Genomic DNA, 20,778 nt, shown 5'->3' with positions numbered 1-20,778 from the left:
GAATCATGCGTGAATCATGCGTAAGCGGCGAATGGGTTTGCGTGCAACGAACCCGCGTGCGGCGGCATCGCGGGCGGCCGTCGCTGATTGAGCACGACGCTCAGTTGCGCGCTGCCCGCGCTCCACGGCAGATAGCCCGCGAGCGCCCAGCGTTGCAACAGCTCGGCGATTACTTTCAGCTCCGTCTGCGCGGGGAGATGACCGCTGTAGCGCGCCTGCCCGAGCACGGCGAACGCGAGCGCCGGCGTATCGGCGAGCAGTTGCTGCGGCCGCGCCTTCACGCGTTGCCAGCGTGCGAGCAGCGCGTCGGGATGACGGTCCGGCAGACTGAGCGCCGCGCCGATCGTCCGTCCTCGCAGCGCGGGCGGACGCAGCGACAGCAGCACGGCGACGAAGCGCGGAATCGCGCGCGACAGCGCATCGAACGACGCGCGCTGCGCCGCGCTCATCTGCATGCGCGGATAGAGCCGCTCCCACACCGCTTCGAGCGCGGACCACTGCGCATGCGGATACAGCGCGCGGCCCATCGCGACGGACAGCTTCACGCGTATCCACGGCGCGGGATGCGGATCGTCGAGATTGATGCGCATGACGAACGCGCGCGGCAGGCTCACGACGCTCATCAGGCCGACGCTCGCCGCGATGCCCACGCGCGACACCGCCCACAGATCCGCGACGATCTCGCCGATCCATCGATCCCAGGCGCGCCAGATCGAAGGCCCGCGCACGAAACGCGACGGCGACGCACGCTTGTACGTGTTCGCGAGATCGAGGAGCGCCGACGCCTGATGCCCGACTTCGTGATACAGCGACGCCGCGATGCCCGTGCCGACCATCCGCTCGCGCGGCATGCGGATCACCGCGACGGGGTTGTCGCCGCCGCCCGGCAGCCGTGTGCGCGCCCGCCGGATCGCGCCGCCGTGCCCGCGCTCGACGTAGCAGATGACGGGCGGCGGCGCGACCGGCACGCCCGGCTGACGCAGGCCGTCCTGCGCGGCGACATCGAGGCCCGCGAGCCAGATGCCGGTGCCGTGCTGGCTGCGCTGCGTGAGCACTTCGGCGAAGATCTCGAAATGCGTGAGCGCGGCCTGGAAATACAGCTTCAGGAGCGCATAGCGGCGCTGCGCGCGGGCGACGTTCGCGGGCGTGGCGGCGAGTCCGCGCAACTGCCGCAGGAATTGCGCGATGCGCTTGCGCAATTGCTGGCGGCCCGCCTGCATGTGCCGTTCGATGGCGGACATCGCCTCGTCGCTGACGTTCGCGGCGGGGACCATCGGCATCTGCAGGGCGTAGGGCAGTTGCGCGTCGAGCCGTGCCCGGATGCCGAGCACTTCCTGTTCGATCAGACGCAGCGCTTCTTCACACGGGTTCATCGCACTCGAGCCTCGCGGTTCAGTACGCCATGCGGCGCGGGCTCAGATAGAGGATGATGGCGCGCCCGTTGCGCGAGCGCCGCCATTGCCCGCCTTGCGGAATCGCGACCTGCGTGTGCGTGCCGCAGTTCGGGCATGGCGTGGTAGCCGTGGCCGGGGCGGTCGGCGCGGACATGACGCCGTCGTAGGCGGGTGCGCTCGGGGCGCCGTCGAAGTACGTGCCGGATGCGGGACGCGGGCCGGGATAGCGTCGCGTGGGCGCGCCGAAGATCGGCACGGGTGCGGAACGCGCGGCCGCGATGCCGTTGCGCGAGATCGCGCGCATCGCGGGCACGAGGCCCGGCGCGACCTGGCGCGCGGCGCGCAGGAACGCGATGCGCGCCGCGCGTGCGGGCGGCACGTGCGAGGGCATCGATGCAAGATGATGCGTCGCATGCTGGCCGATGCGCACGAGGCGGCGCGCGACTTCGAATTCGCGGTCCTCGTTGCTGAGCCCTTCGAGTTCGAGGCCGAGCGCGCTGCCCGCCATGCTCGCGAGCTTGCCGCCGATCATGCCGCCCGCGCCGGGAACGATGAAGTTGCCGAGCGCGCTGCCGACGATCGGCAACGCGGACTTCGCCGCGGAGCGCAGGATGCCGCCGAGCGCCTTACCCGCCGACGACTTCGCGAAGTTGGTCGCCGCGCGCCCGACGGACTTGATGAGCCCGCCCAGGAACTGCTCCATCTCCTGTTCGTTGCTGACGGCGAGCAGTTCGGCGGCGAGTTCCATCTCCTGCATCTCGCCGGAGACTTCGTTTTCGAACTCGTTTTCGAATTCGTTCTCGCCGACTTCGAACTCCGTTTCGAATTCGTTTTCGTTCTCGAATTCGTGAGCCATCTCGCCCGCTTCAGCCGACAATTCCTGCTCAAACTCGTTATTGCCGGGGCCCCATCCCGTGGGCCGGGAACTTCCGATATCGTGCATTTTGCCGCTCCTTTTGCGCTGGTTGGCGAGACTCGAAGCTCGCACGCAGACCTATTTGCAGAGGCCGTGCCAGTTTGGAAGAAGCCGCGAAAGCCTTGTCCGGCAAGGGTTTCGGCTGTCGGCGAAAAAGCAGCGGGCGAATGCCGCTTCGTTTATCGCGAGGATGAGGGCGATGCGCCGCGAAGAGTGCTTCGCTTTTTGAAGGATGGTGGTGCGGGAGCGCGAAGGCTCCCGTAAAGCGCGAACGCGTCAATCAAAGCTGAACGCCGCGCGTCAACGCGCCATCGACGACGAAATTCGCGCCGCTCACGAAACTCGCCGCCGGACTCGCGATGAACGCCACCGCATTCGCGATCTCCTGCGGCTTCGCCATACGCCCGGTCGGATTCAACGCGAGCGCGCGTTCGAACAGCGCGGGATCGTTGTGTTCGATCCAGTCCCACACGCCGCCTTCGAAATACACGTTCCCCGGCGACACGGTATTCGCGCGAATGCCTTTCGCCGCGAGCTGATTCGCAAGACCCTGCATGTAGTGGACGAGCGCCGCCTTGAACACGCCATACGGACCAGCGGCGAAATCGATCTCGCGCGCCGACACGCTCGATATCGCGACGATCGATGCCGCATCGCTCGCTTCGAGATGCGGCATGGCGGCATCGACGAGATTGACCGTGCCGAGCAGATCCGTCTCGAACTCCTTGCGCCATGATTCGATGTCGTTGCCGATCGCGAGCGCGCTCACGTTCGCGACGACGATATCGAGCCCGCCCCAATCCGCCGCAACACTTTCGACCCATGTTTTAAGGGCTTTTCCATCCGATACATCCACGCGCGCGCCCGATGCGCGAGCGCCGCTCAACCCGGCGAGCGCATCGGCGGTGGTCTTCACGCTGGCTTCGTCGCGCGCGCAAATCGCGACGTCCGCGCCTTCTTTCGCGAGCGTCTGCGCGATGGCAAGCCCGATGCCTTTCGTGCCGCCCGTCACGATCGCCCTCAACCCTCTGAGTTGCAAGTCCATGTTCGTCGCTCCCGTGAACTCTTACTTGAGATAGCGCTTGGCGATCATCGCGCCGACCGTATATTTCGGATCGACGAAATTGCCGAGACGCACCTTGCCGATCTGACTGAGCATCATGTAAGCATCCCACTTGTCGAAGCCGTAATCCGCGGCCATCCACAAGATCAGTTCGCGATAGGCGATACGTGTCGCATCTTCGAGAGGACGCGCGCTGCCGATGCTCATCAACGCGTCTTCGTTTTCGAGGCGCGGCCAGGCGATCTTCCAGTCCTTGATGAGATCGACGCGCACGGTCGTCGTGCTCTGATATTCGACGGCCGTGCCGCACACTTCGCCATCGCCCTGACAGGCGTGCGCATCGCCGATGAAAAGACGTCCGCCCGGCGAACGCACCGGCAGATACGTGATGCTGCCCGGCCCCATGTCGGGCACGTCCATGTTGCCGCCGTGCTGATCGGGCGTGAGCGTGTTGATCGAATCGAGCTCCGGCGAAAGACTCAACGTGCCGATATGCGGCTTGTACGGCAATGTATGGCGGCGGCTCCAGTAGACGTTCTCTTCATCGATTTTGATCTTGCGCACCGTCTCGGGCAAAGGCTCGTTCAGAAGCGCCGTGTAGTCGGTGCCCGTGAGCCCGCCGAAGTTCGGGATCATGGCGCAGAAGCCATGCGGATCGGGCCCGCGCGGCGACATCTTTTCGATGTACACCGCGACCACATCGCCCTTCTCCGCGCCCTCGATCATCACCGGCCCGTTCTGCGGATTGAGAAACGGCACCTCGAGCACTTGCGACGGCTTGTCGCTTTCGCTCGTGAGCTTGCCGCCGAAGGCGTCGCGCGTCTCGACGACGATGCGATCGCCCGGCTTCACATGCAGCACGGGCTGCGAATACGGGCCGATGGTGTAGTGAAACGTCTTCTGTACATCCTCGGTGAGATGATGCTCGACCGGCTCGCGGCCCGCGCCGACGCCGCGCTGCATCATGATCGAATCTTCGAGCCATTTCATGTGGAGCCCTCCGTCGCTGTGCCGGGATCGGTTGCTCAATGTAGCCTACTTCACCCATCCCCGTTCGATGAGCGGCACGTCCCACGCCGGCTCGGGGCTGACCTGCTCGGCGAGGAATTCGACTAGCGCCTTCACCTTGAGCCCCTGACGTTGCGTCTCCGGATACACGGCCGCGAAGTTCATCGGCGACAGCGCGTAGTCCGCGAGAATCGGCACGAGCGCGCCTTGCAGCAGCGACTTACTCGCCACCAGAGTCGGCAGGCAAACGATGCCCCCGCCCGTCAGCGCGTAGTCGTGCAGCAGATGAACGGAATTGGAGCGGATGATGCCGGGCAGTTCGAGTTCGACGGCCTCGTCGCCGCGCGTCATCGTCCAGCGATTGCGCGACGGATAGCCGGAATACAGCGCCGTTCTGTGCGCGAGCAGGTCGCGTGGGTGCTGCGGTGCGCCATGCTCGCGCACATACGCGGGCGCGGCGCAAAACAGCCGCCGCACGGTGAAGAGGCGCCGTTCGATCAGCGAATCGGAGATGGCCGGGAAGATTTGAAACGCGACGTCGAAGCCTTCTTCGATCGGATCGACGACGCGGTCATTGACGATCACGTCGAGCTGGATGCCGGGATAGCGCCGGTTGAATTCGGCAAGCGATGCGCCGAAGTGGCCCAGCGCGAAGCCCGGCAGCATCTGGATGCGAAGGCGGCCGGTGGGCGTCGCGCGCAGCTCGCGCATCTGGTCCGTGAGCTCGTTGACCCGCCCCACCACTTCGGCGCAGTCGCGATAAAAAGCCTCGCCGACATCGGATAGCCGCACGTGCCGCGTGCTGCGATGAAACAGCGGCGCATTGAGGAAGCGTTCGAGTTGCTGGATGCGGTTGGTGACCACCGATCCGGTGACGCCGAGCTGCCGCGCCGCCTCTGCGAAGCTGCTGGTTTCCGCCACCCGCACGAAGGCCTCGATGCTGAGAAAACGATCCATGCTGGTCCCTTTCGATCGCGTCCAGCATGGAAGTGTATCCGCTTGCGGCGTGCATGCACGCCGCATGTTCACTCGGGTTGCGCGCCGCCCGTCAATGCCATTGCCTGCGCTTTCCTTCGCAACTTGGCAGGCGCGGTCTCTTCGAGAAACAGGCTGACGCCGATGCCGAGCAGCACCGCGAAGATCGGCAGCCACATGATATTCTGGATTCCGAACTTCGTTGCGACGAAGCCAGCAAGCGCGGGCGCCACGCCGCCGCCGAAGATCTCGCCTGCGCCCACCACGATGCCGATTGCCGTCGATACCATACCGACGGGCGCGGCCTCCGTCGCGACCGGTCCCGAGAGCAGCGCAACGAGGCCGAGCGTGAAGAACGATGCGACGAACAGCACGATGAACAGAATCAGCGGCTGCGCGCCGACGCCGCGAAACACGTACAGCATGACCGCCGTGCCCGCGAAACCGGCGATGCTCGCGAGCCGCCGGCCGACGATATCGGAGAGCCCCGGCAGACCGAATTGCCCGACGAAGCCGCCGAAGCCGATCGCTGATACGACGATGCCCATGCGCTGCGTATCCAGCGAAAGATAGTCGGTGAGGTAGAGCGGCAGCATCGCGCCGAGCACGAAGACGCCCGTCATCGCGCAGAAGAGCGCGACCATCGCGACGGGAATGTTGCGGCTCTTCAGCACATCGCGCCAGTTGCCCGGCGTGGGGCGTGCAACCGCCGGTTCGGCCATCGCCTTCGGCTCGCGAATCACGAAGTACATCGCGAGTCCCAGAATCAGTCCGGGAATGGACACGAGCGCGAAGACCCAGCGCCACGACACGACGCCGAGCAGTTGCGTCGCGATGATCGGCGAAAGAGCGAGTCCGAACAGCGCGAAGCCGCTTTGCTGAAGCCCGAGATTGAAGCCGCGCCGCTTCGGATGGGAAGCGTCGGCGGTGGCGGCGAAACTCGTCGGACAGAATGATCCTTCGGCGACGCCCATCAACGCACGCACGGCGAGCAGGCTCGCGAGGCCGCCCGCGACACCCGAGAATCCCGACAGCAACGAAAACGCGATGATCGCGGGAATCAGCACCTTGCGCCGCCCGATTCTGTCGGAGATACCGCCCATCAGCGCGGCGAAGACGCCCCACGACAGACCCAGTATGCCGATGCAGTTGCCGACATCCTGCGCGGTCAGATGCAGGTCCTTCATGATCGATGGAAACAGCGGCGCGATCAGCCACCGGTCGAGGCCCACCAGGCCGAATCCAAGCGCAAGCAGCGTGACCTCTTTCCATTCGTAGGACGTATCCCACCGGTTCGATTTCATCTTCGTCTCCTGAGTCAGAATCGGCGGCCACCATGCACGACAGCACGGCAGTACCGACGGCATGCAGAGTGACTCAGGCGCGGATCGAAAAGAACGGCAGGCGCGGCGAATGCGTCATTCGCGATATGCAAACAATGGCGCGGCACGCGTGAGCGCCCGCCTCGGATAAGGCGCGGCGCATGTTTGCAGGTCACGCGGCAAGGCTTTGCGCGCGCTCTAGGGATTAGTTCGGATGGACGCGCGCGAACGCGCGGCCGTGCCCGCGTTACTTCGTTCCGGCGACGACGAAGGCATCCGAGCGATCGGGCAGCGTCAGTCCCGCAAGAACCTCGTTGCTGGTGAAGAACACGACGCCTGTGAGTGTCATGCCCGGATAAAGGCAAGGCGCGGGGCCGAACTTCACCGTGGCGTCGAGAAAATTCTTGTCCCCGTGCGGCGTCGTCGTTCCGCTGAACGTGCAGCCGCTCACGCCCGAGCCCTGGATCGAGCCGTCCTGACCGATGGTGAACGTTGTCGCCTCGCCGCCTTTCGTCGACCCTGCCGCGCCCGAATAGCTGCCCGCGACGGAGCTCAGCGAGACGGGGCGCTCATATGCGGCGTCGTAAACCAGGTTCACCTTGATGCTGCTCTGCTTTGCCGCGCTCGTGTAGGTCACGCCGACGAGACTGTTCCGCTCGTTATAACCGGCAAGAACGGGCGTATCGATCGCGGCTTTCCCGACGATGTCGAACGTGCGCGCGTTGTCCGCCTGGAACGTCCCGTGAGACGCGGAAGCCGTGCCTTGTACCAGGCCCAGCGCGCTGGCATCCGTGTTCGCGTACACGAAGTAGAAAGCGCCGGAATCGAGCACGACGCCGCCCACCACGTTATTGTTCGCATCGCTTCCCGAATAGAGGCCTTGCGCGGCGTTCGGCGCCGGCGCGGCGGGCGTATTGTTCGCGCTGTTCGTGTTATTAGAATCCCCTCCGCCGCCGCATCCGGCTGCAATGATCGTGGATGCGCATAGGGCTATGACGAGTTTCATGCTGGTTCTTTTGTCGTGGCTGATAGAGAAACGCCAATAGGCGCACTTGCGACCTAACGGCAGCGAAGAAGAAAACTTGAGGGTGGACATCCGGCGCCGCTATTGTTATGGGGAATGACGTTTGCTCATCGATGACTTTTCAGGAGACACACCCATGCCTTTCATCGATCGCCGCGGTTTTCTGATGACGAGCGCCGCGGGCGCTCTCGCGTCCGCAGCGGGCAAGACCGCGCTTGCACAAACGGCCAGCGCGGGCAAAGCCGCATCGCCCGCGGCCTCATCCGCCAGTAGCGCGAATGCACGGCCGCCGAAAGTCACGCGCATCCTGGCGGATTTCATCGTCAAAACCGGGTATCAGGATTTGCCCGCGCCGGTGCGCAAGGAAGGCGTGCGGACGCTGTTGAACTGGGTCGGCGTCGCGGTCGGCGGCTCGCACGATGAAACCGTGAGCCGCGCGGTCGCCGCGCTCACGCCGTTCTCCGGCCCGCCGCAGGCCAATCTGCTCGGCCGCACCGAGCGCTTCGACATCATGAACGCGGCGTTCATCAACGGCGTGAGCAGCCATATCTTCGATTACGACGACACGCATCTGAAGACCATCATTCACCCGGCGGGGCCGGTCGCGTCGGCGATTCTCGCTTATGCGCAATATCGGCCCGTCACGGGAAAGGACTTCCTCAACGCGCTCGTGCTAGGCGTCGAAACGGAGCTGCGCATCGGCAATGCGGTGTACCCGAATCATTACGATGTCGGCTGGCATATCACCGGCACATGCGGCGTGTTCGGCTCCGCTGCCGCGACGGGCAAGCTGATGGGCCTCACCGCGCAGCAGATGGTATGGGCGCTGGGACTGGCGGCATCGCAGCCCGTGGGCTTACGCGAGTCCTTCGGCTCGATGAACAAGAGCTTCAATCCGGGACGCGCGGCCGCGAACGGCATTTTTGCGGCGCTGCTCGCGGGTCAGAACTACACGAGCTCGGATGGCATGATCGAAGCGAAACGCGGCTGGGCCAATACGATCAGCACGAAGCAGGATTACCGCGAGATCACGGACGGCCTGGGCTCGCACTGGGAATCGACGTTGAATACTTATAAGCCGTTCGCGTGCGGGATCGTGATTCATCCGTCGATCGACGCCGCCATCCAGTTGCGCAATCAGGAGCACTTGAGCGCCGATCAGATCGAGCGCATCGATCTTCGCGTGCATCCGCTCGTGCTGGAACTGACGGGAAAGACGACGCCGCAGATCGGGCTGGAGGGCAAGTTCAGCATCTATCATGCGGTGGCCATCGCGATCATCGACGGCGCCGCTGGTGAGAAGCAGTTCAGCGACGCCAAGGTGCGCGATCCGAAGACCGTCGAACTGCGCGGCAAGGTGAACGCGATCGTCGACCCGTCGATCAAACCGGAACAGGTCGACATGATCATCACGCTGAAGGACGGCCGCAAGCTGCACAAATACATTCAGCATGCGATCGGCAGCACCGAAGTGCCGATGACCGATGCGCAGCTCGAAACGAAGTTCTCCGATCTCGCCGACGGCATTCTCACGCAGGATCAGACGCGCGCGCTGATGGACAAGTGCTGGCATGTCGAAGCGCTCGCCAGCGCGAGCGACATCGCGACAGCAGCGCTGCCGCGATGAGCGCATCGTATTACCAGGTCCCGCTGAATGCCTGCTGGACCTTGGCCGCATCGGTCACGCCGTTCGCGACGAGCAACTGCGTAAGCAGCCGCGCCTTCTGCGGGTTCAGGTCGAGCGATACGACAAAGCCGCGCTTGTCGTCGTCCACTTCGACGTTGCGGTTCACGAAGCCCGAGACCACGCGCGTCGAACGCACGACGACGATGCCCTTCTTCACCGCACGATCCAGCGCGGCCAGCGCATCCTTCGACGCATCGCCATCGCCTTCACCCGCGATGACGATGCCCTTCGCGCCATCGGCAATCGCGTGATCGATCTGGCGTCCATCCATATTGGCATGGGCATACACGATATCGACGCGCGGCAACGGTCCGTCCGCGGGCAGGTTCAGCACTTCGCGCGGCGCTTGCGGCACCGGTGCGACGAAGCGCACGCTCGCGGGATCGACGTAACCGACCACGCCCGCATTCGGCGAAGCGAACGCCTGCACCGCCGTCGTGTTCGTCTTGGTGATCCAGCGCGGCGCGTGAATCTGATCGTTCATCACGACCATCACGCCCCGGCCGCGCGATTGCGCGCTCGCGGCGACTTCGACGGCTTCGTACAGATTGTTCGGGCCGTCGGCGCTCGTCGTGCCGCCGGGACGCATCGAGCCGACCAGCACCACCGGCTTGTTCGAACGCAGCACGTTCTGCAGGAAGAACGCGGTCTCTTCGATCGTATCGGTGCCATGCGTGATGACGATGCCGTCCGCCTCGTTCTTGTCGAACGCCTCCTGAATGCGCCGTGCGAGCTGGAACCAGATCTTGTCGTTCATGTCCTGCGAGCCGACGTTCGATATCTGCTCGGCGTCGATGCTCGCCAGCTTCTCGATGCCCGGCACGCCGCGCACGAGTTCCTGACCTTTGACGTTGCCCGAGTTGTAGCCGATCGCCGAACGCGGATCGGCCGTGCCGGAGATCGTGCCGCCCGTCGCCAGCACGAGAATGCGCGGCATCGTGGCGGGCGCCGATGCGCTCGCCGGGCTCGCGGGCTGCGATGTTGCATCGGCTGAAAAGGCGCTCGCGCTGGCAACCAGCCCGGCGACGAGGATTGCGGTGTACATGTTCATTGCTTGTCTCCTCCAATGATGAAAGCGCCTTACAGCGCCGATGCGGACGCAATTTTGCGCGGCTGCGTGAGCATCGCGGGCTGAAGGATTTCGTCGAGTTGCGTCTGACTCAACAATCCCTTTTCGATGACGATCTGCGCCACGCTCTTGCCGGACGCGAGCGCTTCCTTCGCGACTTCCGTCGAGTGCGTATAGCCGATATACGGATTGAGCGCGGTCACGATGCCGATCGAGTTTTCGACGATCGCGCGCAGCCGGTCGCGATTCGCGGTGATGCCATCGACGCATTTCGACGCGAGCGTGAGGCACCCCGCCCGCAGATGCGCGACGCTTTTGAAGAGACTATGCGCGATGATCGGCTCGAACGCATTGAGCTGAAGCTGGCCCGCTTCGGCGGCGAAGGTCACGGTCACATCGTTGCCGATGACTTCGAACGCGATCTGATTGACGACTTCCGGAATCACCGGATTCACCTTGCCCGGCATGATGCTCGACCCCGCCTGCACCGGCGGCAGATTGATTTCGCCGAGGCCCGCGCGCGGACCGCTCGACAGCAGCCGAAGATCGTTGCAGGTCTTCGAGAGCTTGACCGCAACGCGCTTCAGCACGCCGGACAACTGCACGAAGGCGCCGACGTCCTGCGTCGCTTCGATCAGATTCGGCGAAGTCGTGAGCGCGATGCCGGTCACGTCGCTCAGGTGCGTGCAGGCAAGCTGCGCGTATTCCGGATGCGTGTTGATGCCGGTGCCGATCGCCGTCGCGCCGAGATTGATTTCGCAGATGAGCTTTGCCGCTTCCTTCAGCCGCTCTTCATCTTCGCCGAGCATCACCGCGAAGGTGCTGAACTCCTGCCCGAGCGTCATCGGCACGGCGTCCTGAAGCTGCGTGCGGCCCATCTTCAGATCGTTGCCGAACTCCACTGCCTTGCGTTCGAACGACGCGCGCAGCACGCCCATCGCGTCGACGAGCTGCATGATGCCCGCGTAAGTGGCGATCTTCAGCGCGGTCGGATAAACATCGTTGGTGCTCTGGCCGAGATTCACGTCTTCGTTCGGATGCAGCACCGCGTAATCGCCGCGCTCGTGTCCGAGATGTTCGAGCGCGAGATTGGCGATGACCTCGTTCGCGTTCATGTTCGTCGACGTGCCCGCGCCGCCCTGAATGACATCGACGACGAAGTGATCGTGCGCGGTGCCCGAGCGCACTTGCCGGCATGCCTGCACGATGGCCTGCATCTTCACTTCGCTCAACAACCCGAGATTGTGATTCGCGAGCGCCGCGGCTTCTTTCACGCTCGCCAGCGCGTTGACGAGATTCGGATACGCCGAAATGGGAATGCCGGTGATCGGGAAGTTATCGAGCGCGCGCAGCGTATGCACGCCGTAATAAGCGGTTGCGGGCACGGCGAGATCGCCGAGAAGATCGTGTTCGATACGTTCGGTGGGTGCAAGCATGGGTGTCTCTCAGGTTCTAGATAGATTCAGATTTGCGTGGCGACGAGATCGCATACGCGACGCATTGCTTCGCGAGCACGTCGGTCGGATCGACGATGCTCACGCGCGTGCCGTTCGCGCCGACGACATGCGCTTCGCGCAGCAAGAGCGGCAGTTCCGTGCAGCCGAGAATGACGACTTCGACGCCCTCGGCGATGAGCCCGTCGATGGCCGCCGCGATATCGTCCTGGCATTGGCCGGTCGTGAATCCGGCTTTCACGCCTTGTTCGCCGTAGATGGCGTCCATCACGCGCGCCTGCAATGCGGGGCCGGGAACGACCTGCCGCAAGCCTTGCGATGCGAGCGCTTTCTCATAGACGCCGCTTGCGATGGTGCCGGACGTCGCGAGCACGCCCACATCGCGCAGCGACGGAAACGATTCGCGCAGATTGCGCACCGTCGTCGTCAGCATATTCACGATGGGTATGCCGAGATACGGCTGAATGCGCTCGACGAACGCATGCGCCGTGTTGCAGGGAATCGCGATGAGATCCGCGCCGCCCGTCTCCAGCTTCTTGCAGGTCGCATAGAGTGAAATGGTCGGATCGGGGCCGTCGCCGACGAGGTTCTCGGTGCGGTCCGGAATCTGCGGATTCTGTTCGACGAGCAGCTTGATATGGTCCTGATCGCGTCGCGCGGGCGTCGCACGCACGATCTTGTGGATGAAATCAACGGTGGCCGCCGGCCCGACGCCGCCCACCACGCCGACCTTGAAGATCGTCTCGGGCGAGCGGTACTGGCCGGAGACCACGTATTGCGCGTAAGCGAGATTCGAATCGACGAGCGGAACGCGCATCGGGCCCAGTTCATCGGCGACGAGCGCGATCTCCGTGAGTCCCGGCACGATCAGGTTGGCGCCCTGCGCGACGAGATCCTCGCACGCCTCGCGCAGCAACTCGACCGGACGTCCACGCAGGTTGCCGCTCTTCACACCATCGGCGCCATAGATGGCTTCGGTGACGAGATCGACGCCATTGCTCTCGCGCGGATGAATCACTTCGAACTCGGGCGCGGCGAAATACTTTTCGAACAACTGTTTGCGCCGCGTGTATGCCGATGCAAGCACGCCCACGCGCCGCACGGACGGAAATTTTCTGCGCACATGGCTGCGCACCGCTTCGATCATGTCGACGATCTGCAAGGGCGAATTGGCCTTCAGTTCGTCGATGAACGTGTGACTCAGAAAGCAGGGCAGCACGACCGTCGTAACGCCGCGTTTCTCGAAGCTGCTGATCAGATCGAAGATGTACAGCTTGCGCTGCGTCAGCGTCTCGCTGTCCGCGTCCGCGCTGCGAAACGGATGCTGTTCGAAGATCGCATCGAAGTGCTCGGCGTCGCGCGTGGCGGGCGTCGACTTGATCAGCTTGAAGAAGACGTCCGCGCTCGCGAGCGGTCCGAGCCCGCCCACCACGCCGAACTTGCGCGCGGGCGTGACGTCGGTGGCGTGCTGGCCGCTCATTTCGTTTCGCCTTCCAGGTCGCCGAACGAAGGCGTGCTCATCGCGACGCGATGTTCCTGCCGTGCCGCGCGCTTGTTCTCCCACTTCGCGATGGCCGCCGTCGCGATGCTGTTGCCGATCACGTTGGTCGCGGTGCGCCCCATGTCGAGAATCTGGTCGATAGCCAGCACCAGCACGACACCCGATGGCGGCAGATGGAACATCGGCGCGACGGCCGCGACCACCACCACCGATCCGCGCGCGACACCCGCCATGCCCTTGCTGCTCACCATGAGCACGAGGAGCATCACGATCTGCGTGCCGATGGGCATGTCGATGCCGAACGCCTGCGCGATGAAGATCGCCGCGAACGCCTGATACATCATCGAGCCGTCGAGATTGAACGCATAACCGAGCGGCAGCGTGAAGCCGACCACTTTTTTATCGACGCCGAATTCCTCCAGCTTCTCGGTCAGGCGCGGATACGCCGCTTCGCTGCTGGCGGTGGAAAACGCGAGCATCGCGGGTTCGCGAATCTTCTTGAGCAAGGCCCAGACGGATTTGCCGAGAAACAAGTAACCGGCGAGGATCAGCGCGGCCCACAAGAGCGCGAGCCCGGCATAGAAGCTCGCGACGAGCTTGCCGTAAGTCGTGAGCACATCGAGTCCGTGCACCGTGATCGCCGATGCGAGCGCGCCGAACACGCCGATGGGCGCGAGGCGCATCACATAGTCGGTCAGCTTCAGCATCGCGGGCACGAGGCCTTCCACGCCCGCGATCAGCGGCGCGACGCGCGGGTCCGACTTGATCACGCTCAGCACGATCCCGAACAGCACGGAGAAAACAAGGATCTGAAGAATGTCGTTGCGCGCCATCGCATCGAGCAGGCTCGTCGGAAACGCGTGCGTGATGAAGTCCTTGAAGTTGAGACCGGCGGTGTTGAGGCCGGTGGCAACGTCGGAACTCGTCTGCGTCATATGCAGACCCGCGCCCGGTTGCAGCAGGTTCGCAAGCACGAGGCCGAGCGCGAGCGAAAACAGCGACGCGCACACGAACCACGCGATCGAGCGCAAGCCGATTCTGCGCACGTCGCTCGTGCCTTCCATGCCGGCAAGTCCCGACACGAGCGTGGCAAAGACCAGCGGCGCGATGATCATCTTCACGAGCCGCAGGAAGATATCCGTGAGAATGGAAAAGTAGCCGGCGATCTCCTTGGCGTGCGCGGCGTCCGCCGCCGAGCGATGGCAGACGTAGCCGACCGCCACGCCGAGCACCATGCCCGCGAGAATATAGAGGGTGAGTCGATTTTTCATGTGTCTCCGTCCTGGGATTGCGCACGAACGGTCGGTCGCGACCGGTGTGCGCTCGGGATTGGCAGGCGCATCGACGAAACGTGATGCGCCGCTTTCTTGTGTCAGGACGGAATCTTAGGGAAGGCAGAAAAAACGTGAATGCTAGTGCTGCATATGGCTATGCAATTTTCGCATAGGCTTGGAAATCCCTTACATTTCGGGCGCGGACGAGGCGCGAAGGTGCCGCCAGAGCGTGTCGAGCAGTTCGCTGCGATTGGCGATATCGCGATAGACGCGCAGTTCGAGCGCCAGTTGCCATTCGGCCGGTCCGGCGGCGACGAGTGCGTTGGCATCGAGTTCGGCGACGATCGAACTCTTCGGCAGCCACGCCACGCCCTCGCCTTCGAGAACGAGCTTCTTCACGACCTCGGCCATGTCGGATTCATAATGCAGCCGCAATGCGGGCGATGCTTTCGTCTTTTCAATCAGGAGCGCGAAGCATCGTCCGAAGTAACTCGTCTCCATATAGGCGATGAACGGCATCGGGCGATCCGTCGTGCCGGGCAGCCGGTAGATCGGCGCGAGTCGCGGGTTGGGCTTGCAGACCGGCATGAACGTATCGACGCCCACCGTCACGTATTCGTACTTCTCCGGGTCGAGATGCAGCGGCAGTTGCGGATGATGATAGGCGAACATCAGCTCGCAATTTCCGTTCACGAGCTTCAGGATCGAATCGTGGACGTTCGCCGGAATCACGCGGGCGCGCACTTCGCCGATATGTTTCTCCAGCGTGCGCAGCCAGCCGGGCAAAAAGTTGAGCGCGATGGTATGGCCCGCCGCGATCTGCAGGCTCGTGCCCGCGATCCGCTGCTCCGTGCGGATGATGGCGCGCGTGTCGAACAGCTTGTCGAGGATGTCCTCGGCCGCGTCGCGGAACAATCGTCCTGCTGGCGTGAGCGTCGGCGGAAAACCGCTGCGGTCGACGAGATCGGCGCCGACCCATTGTTCGAGCGACTGGATGCGCCGGCTGAAGCCCGACTGCGTGACGTTACGGAATTCCGCCGCGCGCGAAAAGCTTTGATATCGGGCGAGCGCGATGAAGTCTTCGATCCACTTGATTTCCATGAGCCAGCCATCTCCCGATTCCGGCGACGAACCGGTGCGCCGCCGCGAGCCGAAATTCTACGCTTGCCGCGCGCGAGTTTTACCCGCATTACGACGATAAAACCGCTGCTAAACTGACGGCATCGTTAACTTCGATTCACGAATAGCCGCGATGCCCGATACCGTCCAGGCCGCCGATCTGAGCTTCTTTTCGACGCTTTCCGCAGCGGGCTCCCTGAGCGCGGCGGCGCGCGAGCTGGGCCTCACGGCGGCCGCCGTCAGCAAGCGCCTGTCGCAGATGGAGACGCGCGCGGGCGTCGCGCTCGTCAACCGCACGACGCGGCGGATGATGCTCACGCCGGAAGGCGAGCTGTACCTCGAACATGCGCGCCGCATTCTCGACGAAATCGATGAATTGTCGGAGCTGCTCGGGTCGGCGAAGCGCAGCCCGAAAGGACTGCTGCGCGTGAACGCGACGCTCGGCTTCGGGCGCAGTCATGTTGCGCCGGCGATATCGCGGTTCGTCGCGAAGTATCCGCAGGTATCGGTGCAATTGCAGTTGTCGGTCACGCCGCCGCCCCTCACCGACGATGCCTTCGATGTCTGCATCCGCTTCGGCGAGCCGCCGGACACGCGCGTGGTCGCGCGGCGGCTTGCCGAAAACCGGCGGCTGTTGTGCGCCGCGCCTTCGTATATCGCGGCGCGCGGCATGCCGCTCACGGCGCACGATCTCACGCGCCACAACTGCATCGGCATTCGTCAGGGCGATGAAGCGTATGGCGTGTGGCGCCTGACATCGGGGCGCGGGACGTCGCGTAAAACGGAGGCCGTACGGATCAACGGGACGCTGACGACGAACGACGGCGAGATCGCGGTCAAGTGGGCGCTCGAAGGCCACGGCATCCTGATGCGCGCCGAATGGGACATCGAGCACTATCTGGCGGACGGTTCACTCGTTCGCGTGCTGCCCGACCACGAAACGCCGAACGCCGATATTTTCGCTGTGTATTCGCAGCGGCATCAGATGTCCAACCGGATTCGCGCGTTCGTCGACTTCATCGCGCACGAGCTCAAAGGCGAAGTGGCCGCGCGCGGGTCATAACCGCGCGGCGGCCGGTTCAGTCCCGTTCAGGCGGCCGGTCGCAGATAACCGAGCAGCATGTCGAGGTGCATGGCGGCAATGGACTCGTGATGGGCGGATTCGGCGTAGTTCCGGCCCGTGAACGCGTCGATGGTGAAGCGGTTCGATACGATGTAATACCCCATGCCGACCAGCGTCACGTAGAAATCCAGCGGATCGACGCCCTGGCGAAACTGTCCTGCCGCCGCGCCGCGCTCGAGCGTGACGCGCACCAGGTCGACCACGGGCGAGATCGTCTCGCGCAAGCCGTTCGAGCGCTCCAGATAGCGGCCTTCATGCAGATTTTCGTTGTTGACGAGGCTCAACCATTGGGGATTTTCCCGCAGATGCGTCCAGATGGACTTCGCCAGCTCGCGGATCGCTTCGGCCGGTTGCAGGCCGGACAGGTCGAGGCGTGCCTCCCGCTCAGCGAACTGCACGTACATGGCTTCGAGCACCGCGACGTACAGGCCTTCCTTGCTCGTGAAGTAGTAGTAGAGCATGCGCTCGTTCGTGCCCGCGGCCGTGGCGATGGCGTCGACCCGTGCGCCTGCGAGGCCGAATCTCGTGAATTGCTCGGTGGCGGCTTCGAGAATGCGCCGTCTCGTGCCTTCCGGATCACGTTTTGCTCGTTGTTCGCTCATTTCTCGGCTACCAATGGAATTGCAACCCTTAATTAATAGCCGACATTATGCCGAGCGTCACGGTCCCAGGCATAGGGCGGCATATACGGATTGTTGCCGCCTTGACGAGGGTAATATGAAACGCTAGTGAAAGCTGAAAAAACGGCACGGACCGCGCCGTGCCGTGTACCGACCGATGTCCTAGACACGCCGCGTCGGGCGGGGCGCGCACCAGAGCAGGACCAGCGCGCCGAGCAGCAATACGCCCGTCACGAGGTAGAGCCCGGAGGTGAGCGAGCCGGTCACGGTCTTCAGCCAGCCCATCACGAAGGGGCTGGCGAATCCGCCGACGAGCCCGAGGCTGTTGATGAACGCGATCGCCACCGCGGCCGACGACGTACCCGAAAAGTAGTCCGTCGCGATCGACCAGAACAAGGGCATCGTCGCGAAGATGCCGGTCGCGGCCACCGTCAGCAGGACGATGGTCACCGAGACATTCGCCGGCACATGCGGCAGCAAGGCAAGCGCGACGGCGCCCGCAATCGCCGCAAGCGCGGTATGCCAGCGGCGTTCCATCGTACGATCGGAATTCCGGCACAGCCAGACCATGCCGAGCGCGCTGATCCCGAACGGAATGGCGGAATACCAGCCGATGCGCGCGACATCGGTGACGCCGCTCGATTTAAGCACCGTCGGAAGCCAGAAGCTCACGGCATACGTCCCGCAGATGAAGGCGAAATACGCGAACGCCAGGGCGTAGAGCCGCGGGCTCGTCATCGCCGTGCGCAAGCTGGAATCCGCGCGCGACGAGTTCCGCTCCGATTCCCCCGCCAGCGCGCGGGTCAGGCGGTCGCGCTCGTCGGACGTGAGCCACTTCGCGGTCTTCGCGCTGTCATCGAGATAGATGAGTGCGACGATCCCGAGCAGCACCGCGGGCACTGCCTCGATGATGTAGAGCCATTGCCAGCCCGCCATGCCGAAGCCGCTGAGACTCGTCATCGCCCATCCTGATACGGGGCCGCCGAACAGCCCGGCAATCGGAATGCCGGTCATGAAGATGCCGAGCATGTGACCGCGTCTCGCTTCGGGAAACCAGCAGCCGATGTAATAGACCACGCCCGGAAAGAAGCCTGCTTCGAATGCGCCGAGCAGAAAGCGCAGCACATAGAATCCGGTGGGGCTCGACACGTGAGCCATCAGACAACCCACGATGCCCCAGCAGATCATGATTCTCGCGATCGTCTTCTTCGCGCCGATGCGTTCCAGAATCAAGTTGCTAGGCACTTCGAAGAGGAAGTAGCCGACGAAGAAAATGCCCGCGCCCAATCCGTACACCGTGTCGCTGAAGCCGAGCGCATCCTGCATTTGCAGCTTCGCAAAGCCGACGTTGATGCGGTCGAGATAGGCCACGACATAGCAAATGAACAAGAGCGGGATGAGCCGCCATGCGACTTTCCTGTAGAGCCGGGATTGAGCCTGCTCGTCCGATGTGTCGTAATTCAGATCGCTCGCGAGCGGCTGGATCTTTCTGTACATGTCTCCTCCGTGCATTGCGGGGTTCGCGGGTTATCGGTGTGTCTCGAAGCGAATCAAATCGAATCACACGGACCAGACTTCATCGAGGAGGCGCAGCCAGTTCTCGCCGAGGACTTTCTCGATGATGCGCTCCGGCATGCCCGCGGCTTCCATCGCGCGAGTCAGATTGGGGAATTCCCCGATCGTCCTCAGGCCGAGCGGATTCAGCACCGTTCCGAAATCCGTCAGCCTTCGGTATGCGCCTTTGTCGTGACTGATCCAGTCGTAGAAGCCTTTGTCGTAACCTTGCGTGAAGTCGGTGCCGATACCCACCGCGTCTTCACCCACGACGTTGATCACGTACTGGATGGCTTCGACATAGTCGTCGATCGTCGAGTCGGGACCATTCTTGAGAAACGGCGAGAACATCGTCACCCCGACGAACCCGCCGCGGTCGACGATAAAGCGCAATTCATCATCCGACTTGTTGCGAGGATGTTCCTTGAGTCCCGATGGCAGGCAGTGCGAATAGCAGACCGGTTTTTTCGACGCGAGAATCGCTTCCTTCGATGTATTCGCCCCCACGTGCGACAGATCCACGAGCATGCCGACCCGATTCATTTCCGCGACGATCTCGTGCCCGAAGCCCGATAACCCGCCATCGCGTTCATAACAGCCCGTGCCGATGAGATTCTGTGTGTTGTAGGCGAGCTGCGAGATGCCTACGCCGAGCTCCTTGAAAAGACCGACATATTCGATGCGGTCTTCGAATGCGTGACTGTTCTGGAACCCGAGGATGATCGCCGTCTTCCCCGATAACTTTGCAGCGCGGATATCGGCGACGGATCGCGCGATCGTCGCCAGTTCGCTGCTGGCCGCGACCAGCTTCTTCATCTCGATGATGTTGTCGATCGTTCCGAGGAAATCTTCCCAGATCGATACCGTGCAGTTCGCGGCGGTCAGCCCGCCGCGGCTCATGTCCTCGAAAATCGACTTTTCCCATTTGGACACGATGAGACCGTCCATCACCACGCAACGTTCGTGCAGTGTCATTTCTCTCCTCGCTATTGACTTTCCGTCACCGTTGAGAGAAATGTAGTCGCGTCGATTACATAGGTCTATACGTATCGGTTACCTAGGTAAATGTTGGGCAGGACGACCGATTCGCCGCATGGATTACACGATGTCCACACCCGCGCCGCCGCTCGATTACGAAGAAATATTCCTGAAACTGCCCACTGCCGTCATCGTCGCGCGCGAGCGCATCATGATCGACTGCAACGACCGCGCGCTCGCACTCTTTCGCGCAAAGCGCAGTGACATCGTGAATCAGTCATTCGCGGTGCTCTATCCGGAGCAGAAGGATTTCGCAAGCACGGGCCGCCGCATCGCGCCATTGATCGCGAAGCGCGCCGTGTTCAGCGACGATCGCATCATGCGCCGTATCGACGGCAGTCACTTCTGGGTCACCGTATGCGGATTCGGCTTCAACCCGAAGCGTCCCTATGAGCTGGCGCTATGGACCTTCACGGATTTGTCGGCGCAGGAGAAGCACTCGGACGTCGCCAGCCTGTTGACCGAGCGCGAGCGCGATGTCGCCGCGCTGGTCGTGCATGGCATGACGAGCAAGGAGATCGGAAGAGAACTCGACATCAGCCCGCGGACGGTCGATATCCATCGTGCGAGCCTGTTGCGAAAGTACGAAGTCAAGACCACCGCTGATCTGATCAAGCGGATTCTGGCCTGACGCCAC

Annotated in this window: 18 protein-coding genes; 3 read left to right on the top strand and 15 right to left on the bottom strand. The window is 63.3% G+C overall.

Going from position 1 to position 20,778, the window contains the following annotated elements; translation table 11 throughout:
• Nucleotides 1-14 precede the first annotated feature (14 nt).
• The 7 genes from AWB74_RS20455 to AWB74_RS20420 form a co-directional block, all read right to left on the bottom strand.
• Nucleotides 15-1,373 carry a hypothetical protein gene (locus AWB74_RS20455; RefSeq protein WP_061148546.1) on the bottom strand — a complete coding sequence of 453 codons (1,359 nt, stop codon included), beginning with the start codon at nt 1,371-1,373 and terminating at the stop codon, nt 15-17.
• A 19-nt stretch (nt 1,374-1,392) separates the two neighbouring features.
• Nucleotides 1,393-2,337, bottom strand: coding sequence for a hypothetical protein (locus AWB74_RS20450; protein ID WP_061148545.1), 945 nt, complete (start codon nt 2,335-2,337; stop codon nt 1,393-1,395).
• Between the two features lie 253 nt (nt 2,338-2,590).
• The gene (locus tag AWB74_RS20440) at nt 2,591-3,355 is read right to left on the bottom strand and encodes an SDR family NAD(P)-dependent oxidoreductase (RefSeq protein ID WP_061148543.1); all 765 of its coding nucleotides are present in this window, start codon (nt 3,353-3,355) and stop codon (nt 2,591-2,593) included.
• A 21-nt stretch (nt 3,356-3,376) separates the two neighbouring features.
• Nucleotides 3,377-4,363 (bottom strand): acetamidase/formamidase family protein, encoded by a 987-nt coding sequence (locus tag AWB74_RS20435; RefSeq protein WP_061148542.1) that lies wholly within the window; start codon nt 4,361-4,363, stop codon nt 3,377-3,379.
• A 45-nt stretch (nt 4,364-4,408) separates the two neighbouring features.
• Complete coding sequence (locus AWB74_RS20430; protein ID WP_061148541.1) at nt 4,409-5,338, bottom strand: LysR family transcriptional regulator; 930 nt, start codon at nt 5,336-5,338, stop codon at nt 4,409-4,411.
• Between the two features lie 68 nt (nt 5,339-5,406).
• Nucleotides 5,407-6,660: an MFS transporter gene (locus AWB74_RS20425; RefSeq protein ID WP_061148575.1), complete on the bottom strand. Its 1,254-nt coding sequence runs from the start codon at nt 6,658-6,660 to the stop codon at nt 5,407-5,409.
• 265 nt (nt 6,661-6,925) lie between these two features.
• A complete protein-coding gene (locus AWB74_RS20420; RefSeq protein ID WP_061148540.1) occupies nt 6,926-7,684 on the bottom strand; it encodes a hypothetical protein in 759 nt (252 codons plus the stop codon).
• A gap of 154 nt (nt 7,685-7,838) precedes the next feature.
• Here AWB74_RS20420 and AWB74_RS20415 point away from each other — a divergent pair, with 154 nt between their 5' ends.
• Nucleotides 7,839-9,329 carry an MmgE/PrpD family protein gene (locus AWB74_RS20415; protein ID WP_061148539.1) on the top strand — a complete coding sequence of 497 codons (1,491 nt, stop codon included), beginning with the start codon at nt 7,839-7,841 and terminating at the stop codon, nt 9,327-9,329.
• Nucleotides 9,330-9,339: 10 nt separating this feature from the next.
• Here the strand turns inward: AWB74_RS20415 and AWB74_RS20410 are convergent, their stop codons facing one another.
• The 5 genes from AWB74_RS20410 to AWB74_RS20390 all read right to left on the bottom strand — a co-directional run bounded on the left by AWB74_RS20410 (nt 9,340) and on the right by AWB74_RS20390 (nt 15,788).
• Nucleotides 9,340-10,440: an asparaginase gene (locus AWB74_RS20410; protein WP_061148538.1), complete on the bottom strand. Its 1,101-nt coding sequence runs from the start codon at nt 10,438-10,440 to the stop codon at nt 9,340-9,342.
• Nucleotides 10,441-10,469: 29 nt separating this feature from the next.
• On the bottom strand, nt 10,470-11,894 hold the full coding sequence (aspA, locus tag AWB74_RS20405; RefSeq protein WP_061148537.1) for an aspartate ammonia-lyase: 1,425 nt from the start codon (nt 11,892-11,894) through the stop codon (nt 10,470-10,472).
• A gap of 16 nt (nt 11,895-11,910) precedes the next feature.
• Nucleotides 11,911-13,392 (bottom strand): cysteate racemase, encoded by a 1,482-nt coding sequence (cuyB, locus tag AWB74_RS20400; RefSeq protein ID WP_061148536.1) that lies wholly within the window; start codon nt 13,390-13,392, stop codon nt 11,911-11,913.
• Complete coding sequence (locus AWB74_RS20395) at nt 13,389-14,684, bottom strand: dicarboxylate/amino acid:cation symporter (protein ID WP_061148535.1); 1,296 nt, start codon at nt 14,682-14,684, stop codon at nt 13,389-13,391. The genes cuyB and AWB74_RS20395 overlap by 4 nt, the downstream gene beginning before the upstream one ends.
• Before the next feature lie 189 nt (nt 14,685-14,873).
• Nucleotides 14,874-15,788, bottom strand: a complete 915-nt coding sequence (locus AWB74_RS20390) for a LysR substrate-binding domain-containing protein (protein WP_061148534.1) — start codon at nt 15,786-15,788, stop codon at nt 14,874-14,876.
• 151 nt (nt 15,789-15,939) lie between these two features.
• Here AWB74_RS20390 and AWB74_RS20385 point away from each other — a divergent pair, with 151 nt between their 5' ends.
• A complete protein-coding gene (locus AWB74_RS20385; protein ID WP_061148533.1) occupies nt 15,940-16,869 on the top strand; it encodes a LysR substrate-binding domain-containing protein in 930 nt (309 codons plus the stop codon).
• 26 nt (nt 16,870-16,895) lie between these two features.
• Here AWB74_RS20385 and AWB74_RS20380 read toward each other — a convergent pair whose 3' ends face one another.
• From AWB74_RS20380 to AWB74_RS20370, 3 genes are all read right to left on the bottom strand, one after another.
• Nucleotides 16,896-17,531, bottom strand: a complete 636-nt coding sequence (locus AWB74_RS20380) for a TetR/AcrR family transcriptional regulator (protein ID WP_061148532.1) — start codon at nt 17,529-17,531, stop codon at nt 16,896-16,898.
• A 180-nt stretch (nt 17,532-17,711) separates the two neighbouring features.
• A complete protein-coding gene (locus AWB74_RS20375; RefSeq protein ID WP_061148574.1) occupies nt 17,712-19,046 on the bottom strand; it encodes an MFS transporter in 1,335 nt (444 codons plus the stop codon).
• A gap of 63 nt (nt 19,047-19,109) precedes the next feature.
• Nucleotides 19,110-20,078 (bottom strand): dipeptidase, encoded by a 969-nt coding sequence (locus AWB74_RS20370; protein ID WP_061148531.1) that lies wholly within the window; start codon nt 20,076-20,078, stop codon nt 19,110-19,112.
• A gap of 130 nt (nt 20,079-20,208) precedes the next feature.
• On the opposite strand from AWB74_RS20370, the gene AWB74_RS20365 reads away from it, so the two are divergent.
• On the top strand, nt 20,209-20,772 hold the full coding sequence (locus AWB74_RS20365; protein WP_061148573.1) for a PAS and helix-turn-helix domain-containing protein: 564 nt from the start codon (nt 20,209-20,211) through the stop codon (nt 20,770-20,772).
• Nucleotides 20,773-20,778: the final 6 nt, after the last annotated feature.

Origin of the sequence: Caballeronia arvi (assembly GCF_001544695.2) — a bacterium.
In the GTDB taxonomy this organism is placed as follows: Bacteria; Pseudomonadota; Gammaproteobacteria; order Burkholderiales; family Burkholderiaceae; genus Caballeronia; species Caballeronia arvi.
The sequence above is the reverse complement of the archived record's forward strand: the minus strand, read 5'-3'. Positions and strand labels throughout refer to the sequence as shown.

Bases quoted from the DNA above. Each gene is read 5' to 3' on its own strand.
- AWB74_RS20420 (WP_061148540.1), bottom strand. From the start codon at position 7,684: ATGAAACTCGTCATAGCCCTATGCGCATCCACGATCATTGCAGCCGGA.
- AWB74_RS20395 (WP_061148535.1), bottom strand. From the start codon at position 14,684: ATGAAAAATCGACTCACCCTCTATATTCTCGCGGGCATGGTGCTCGGC.
- cuyB (WP_061148536.1), bottom strand. From the start codon at position 13,392: ATGAGCGGCCAGCACGCCACCGACGTCACGCCCGCGCGCAAGTTCGGC.
- aspA (WP_061148537.1), bottom strand. From the start codon at position 11,894: ATGCTTGCACCCACCGAACGTATCGAACACGATCTTCTCGGCGATCTC.
- AWB74_RS20455 (WP_061148546.1), bottom strand. From the start codon at position 1,373: ATGAACCCGTGTGAAGAAGCGCTGCGTCTGATCGAACAGGAAGTGCTC.
- AWB74_RS20415 (WP_061148539.1), top strand. From the start codon at position 7,839: ATGCCTTTCATCGATCGCCGCGGTTTTCTGATGACGAGCGCCGCGGGC.
- AWB74_RS20425 (WP_061148575.1), bottom strand. From the start codon at position 6,660: ATGAAATCGAACCGGTGGGATACGTCCTACGAATGGAAAGAGGTCACG.
- AWB74_RS20430 (WP_061148541.1), bottom strand. From the start codon at position 5,338: ATGGATCGTTTTCTCAGCATCGAGGCCTTCGTGCGGGTGGCGGAAACC.
- AWB74_RS20375 (WP_061148574.1), bottom strand. From the start codon at position 19,046: ATGTACAGAAAGATCCAGCCGCTCGCGAGCGATCTGAATTACGACACA.
- AWB74_RS20390 (WP_061148534.1), bottom strand. From the start codon at position 15,788: ATGGAAATCAAGTGGATCGAAGACTTCATCGCGCTCGCCCGATATCAA.
- AWB74_RS20450 (WP_061148545.1), bottom strand. From the start codon at position 2,337: ATGCACGATATCGGAAGTTCCCGGCCCACGGGATGGGGCCCCGGCAAT.
- AWB74_RS20435 (WP_061148542.1), bottom strand. From the start codon at position 4,363: ATGAAATGGCTCGAAGATTCGATCATGATGCAGCGCGGCGTCGGCGCG.
- AWB74_RS20380 (WP_061148532.1), bottom strand. From the start codon at position 17,531: ATGAGCGAACAACGAGCAAAACGTGATCCGGAAGGCACGAGACGGCGC.
- AWB74_RS20370 (WP_061148531.1), bottom strand. From the start codon at position 20,078: ATGACACTGCACGAACGTTGCGTGGTGATGGACGGTCTCATCGTGTCC.
- AWB74_RS20365 (WP_061148573.1), top strand. From the start codon at position 20,209: ATGTCCACACCCGCGCCGCCGCTCGATTACGAAGAAATATTCCTGAAA.
- AWB74_RS20385 (WP_061148533.1), top strand. From the start codon at position 15,940: ATGCCCGATACCGTCCAGGCCGCCGATCTGAGCTTCTTTTCGACGCTT.
- AWB74_RS20410 (WP_061148538.1), bottom strand. From the start codon at position 10,440: ATGAACATGTACACCGCAATCCTCGTCGCCGGGCTGGTTGCCAGCGCG.
- AWB74_RS20440 (WP_061148543.1), bottom strand. From the start codon at position 3,355: ATGGACTTGCAACTCAGAGGGTTGAGGGCGATCGTGACGGGCGGCACG.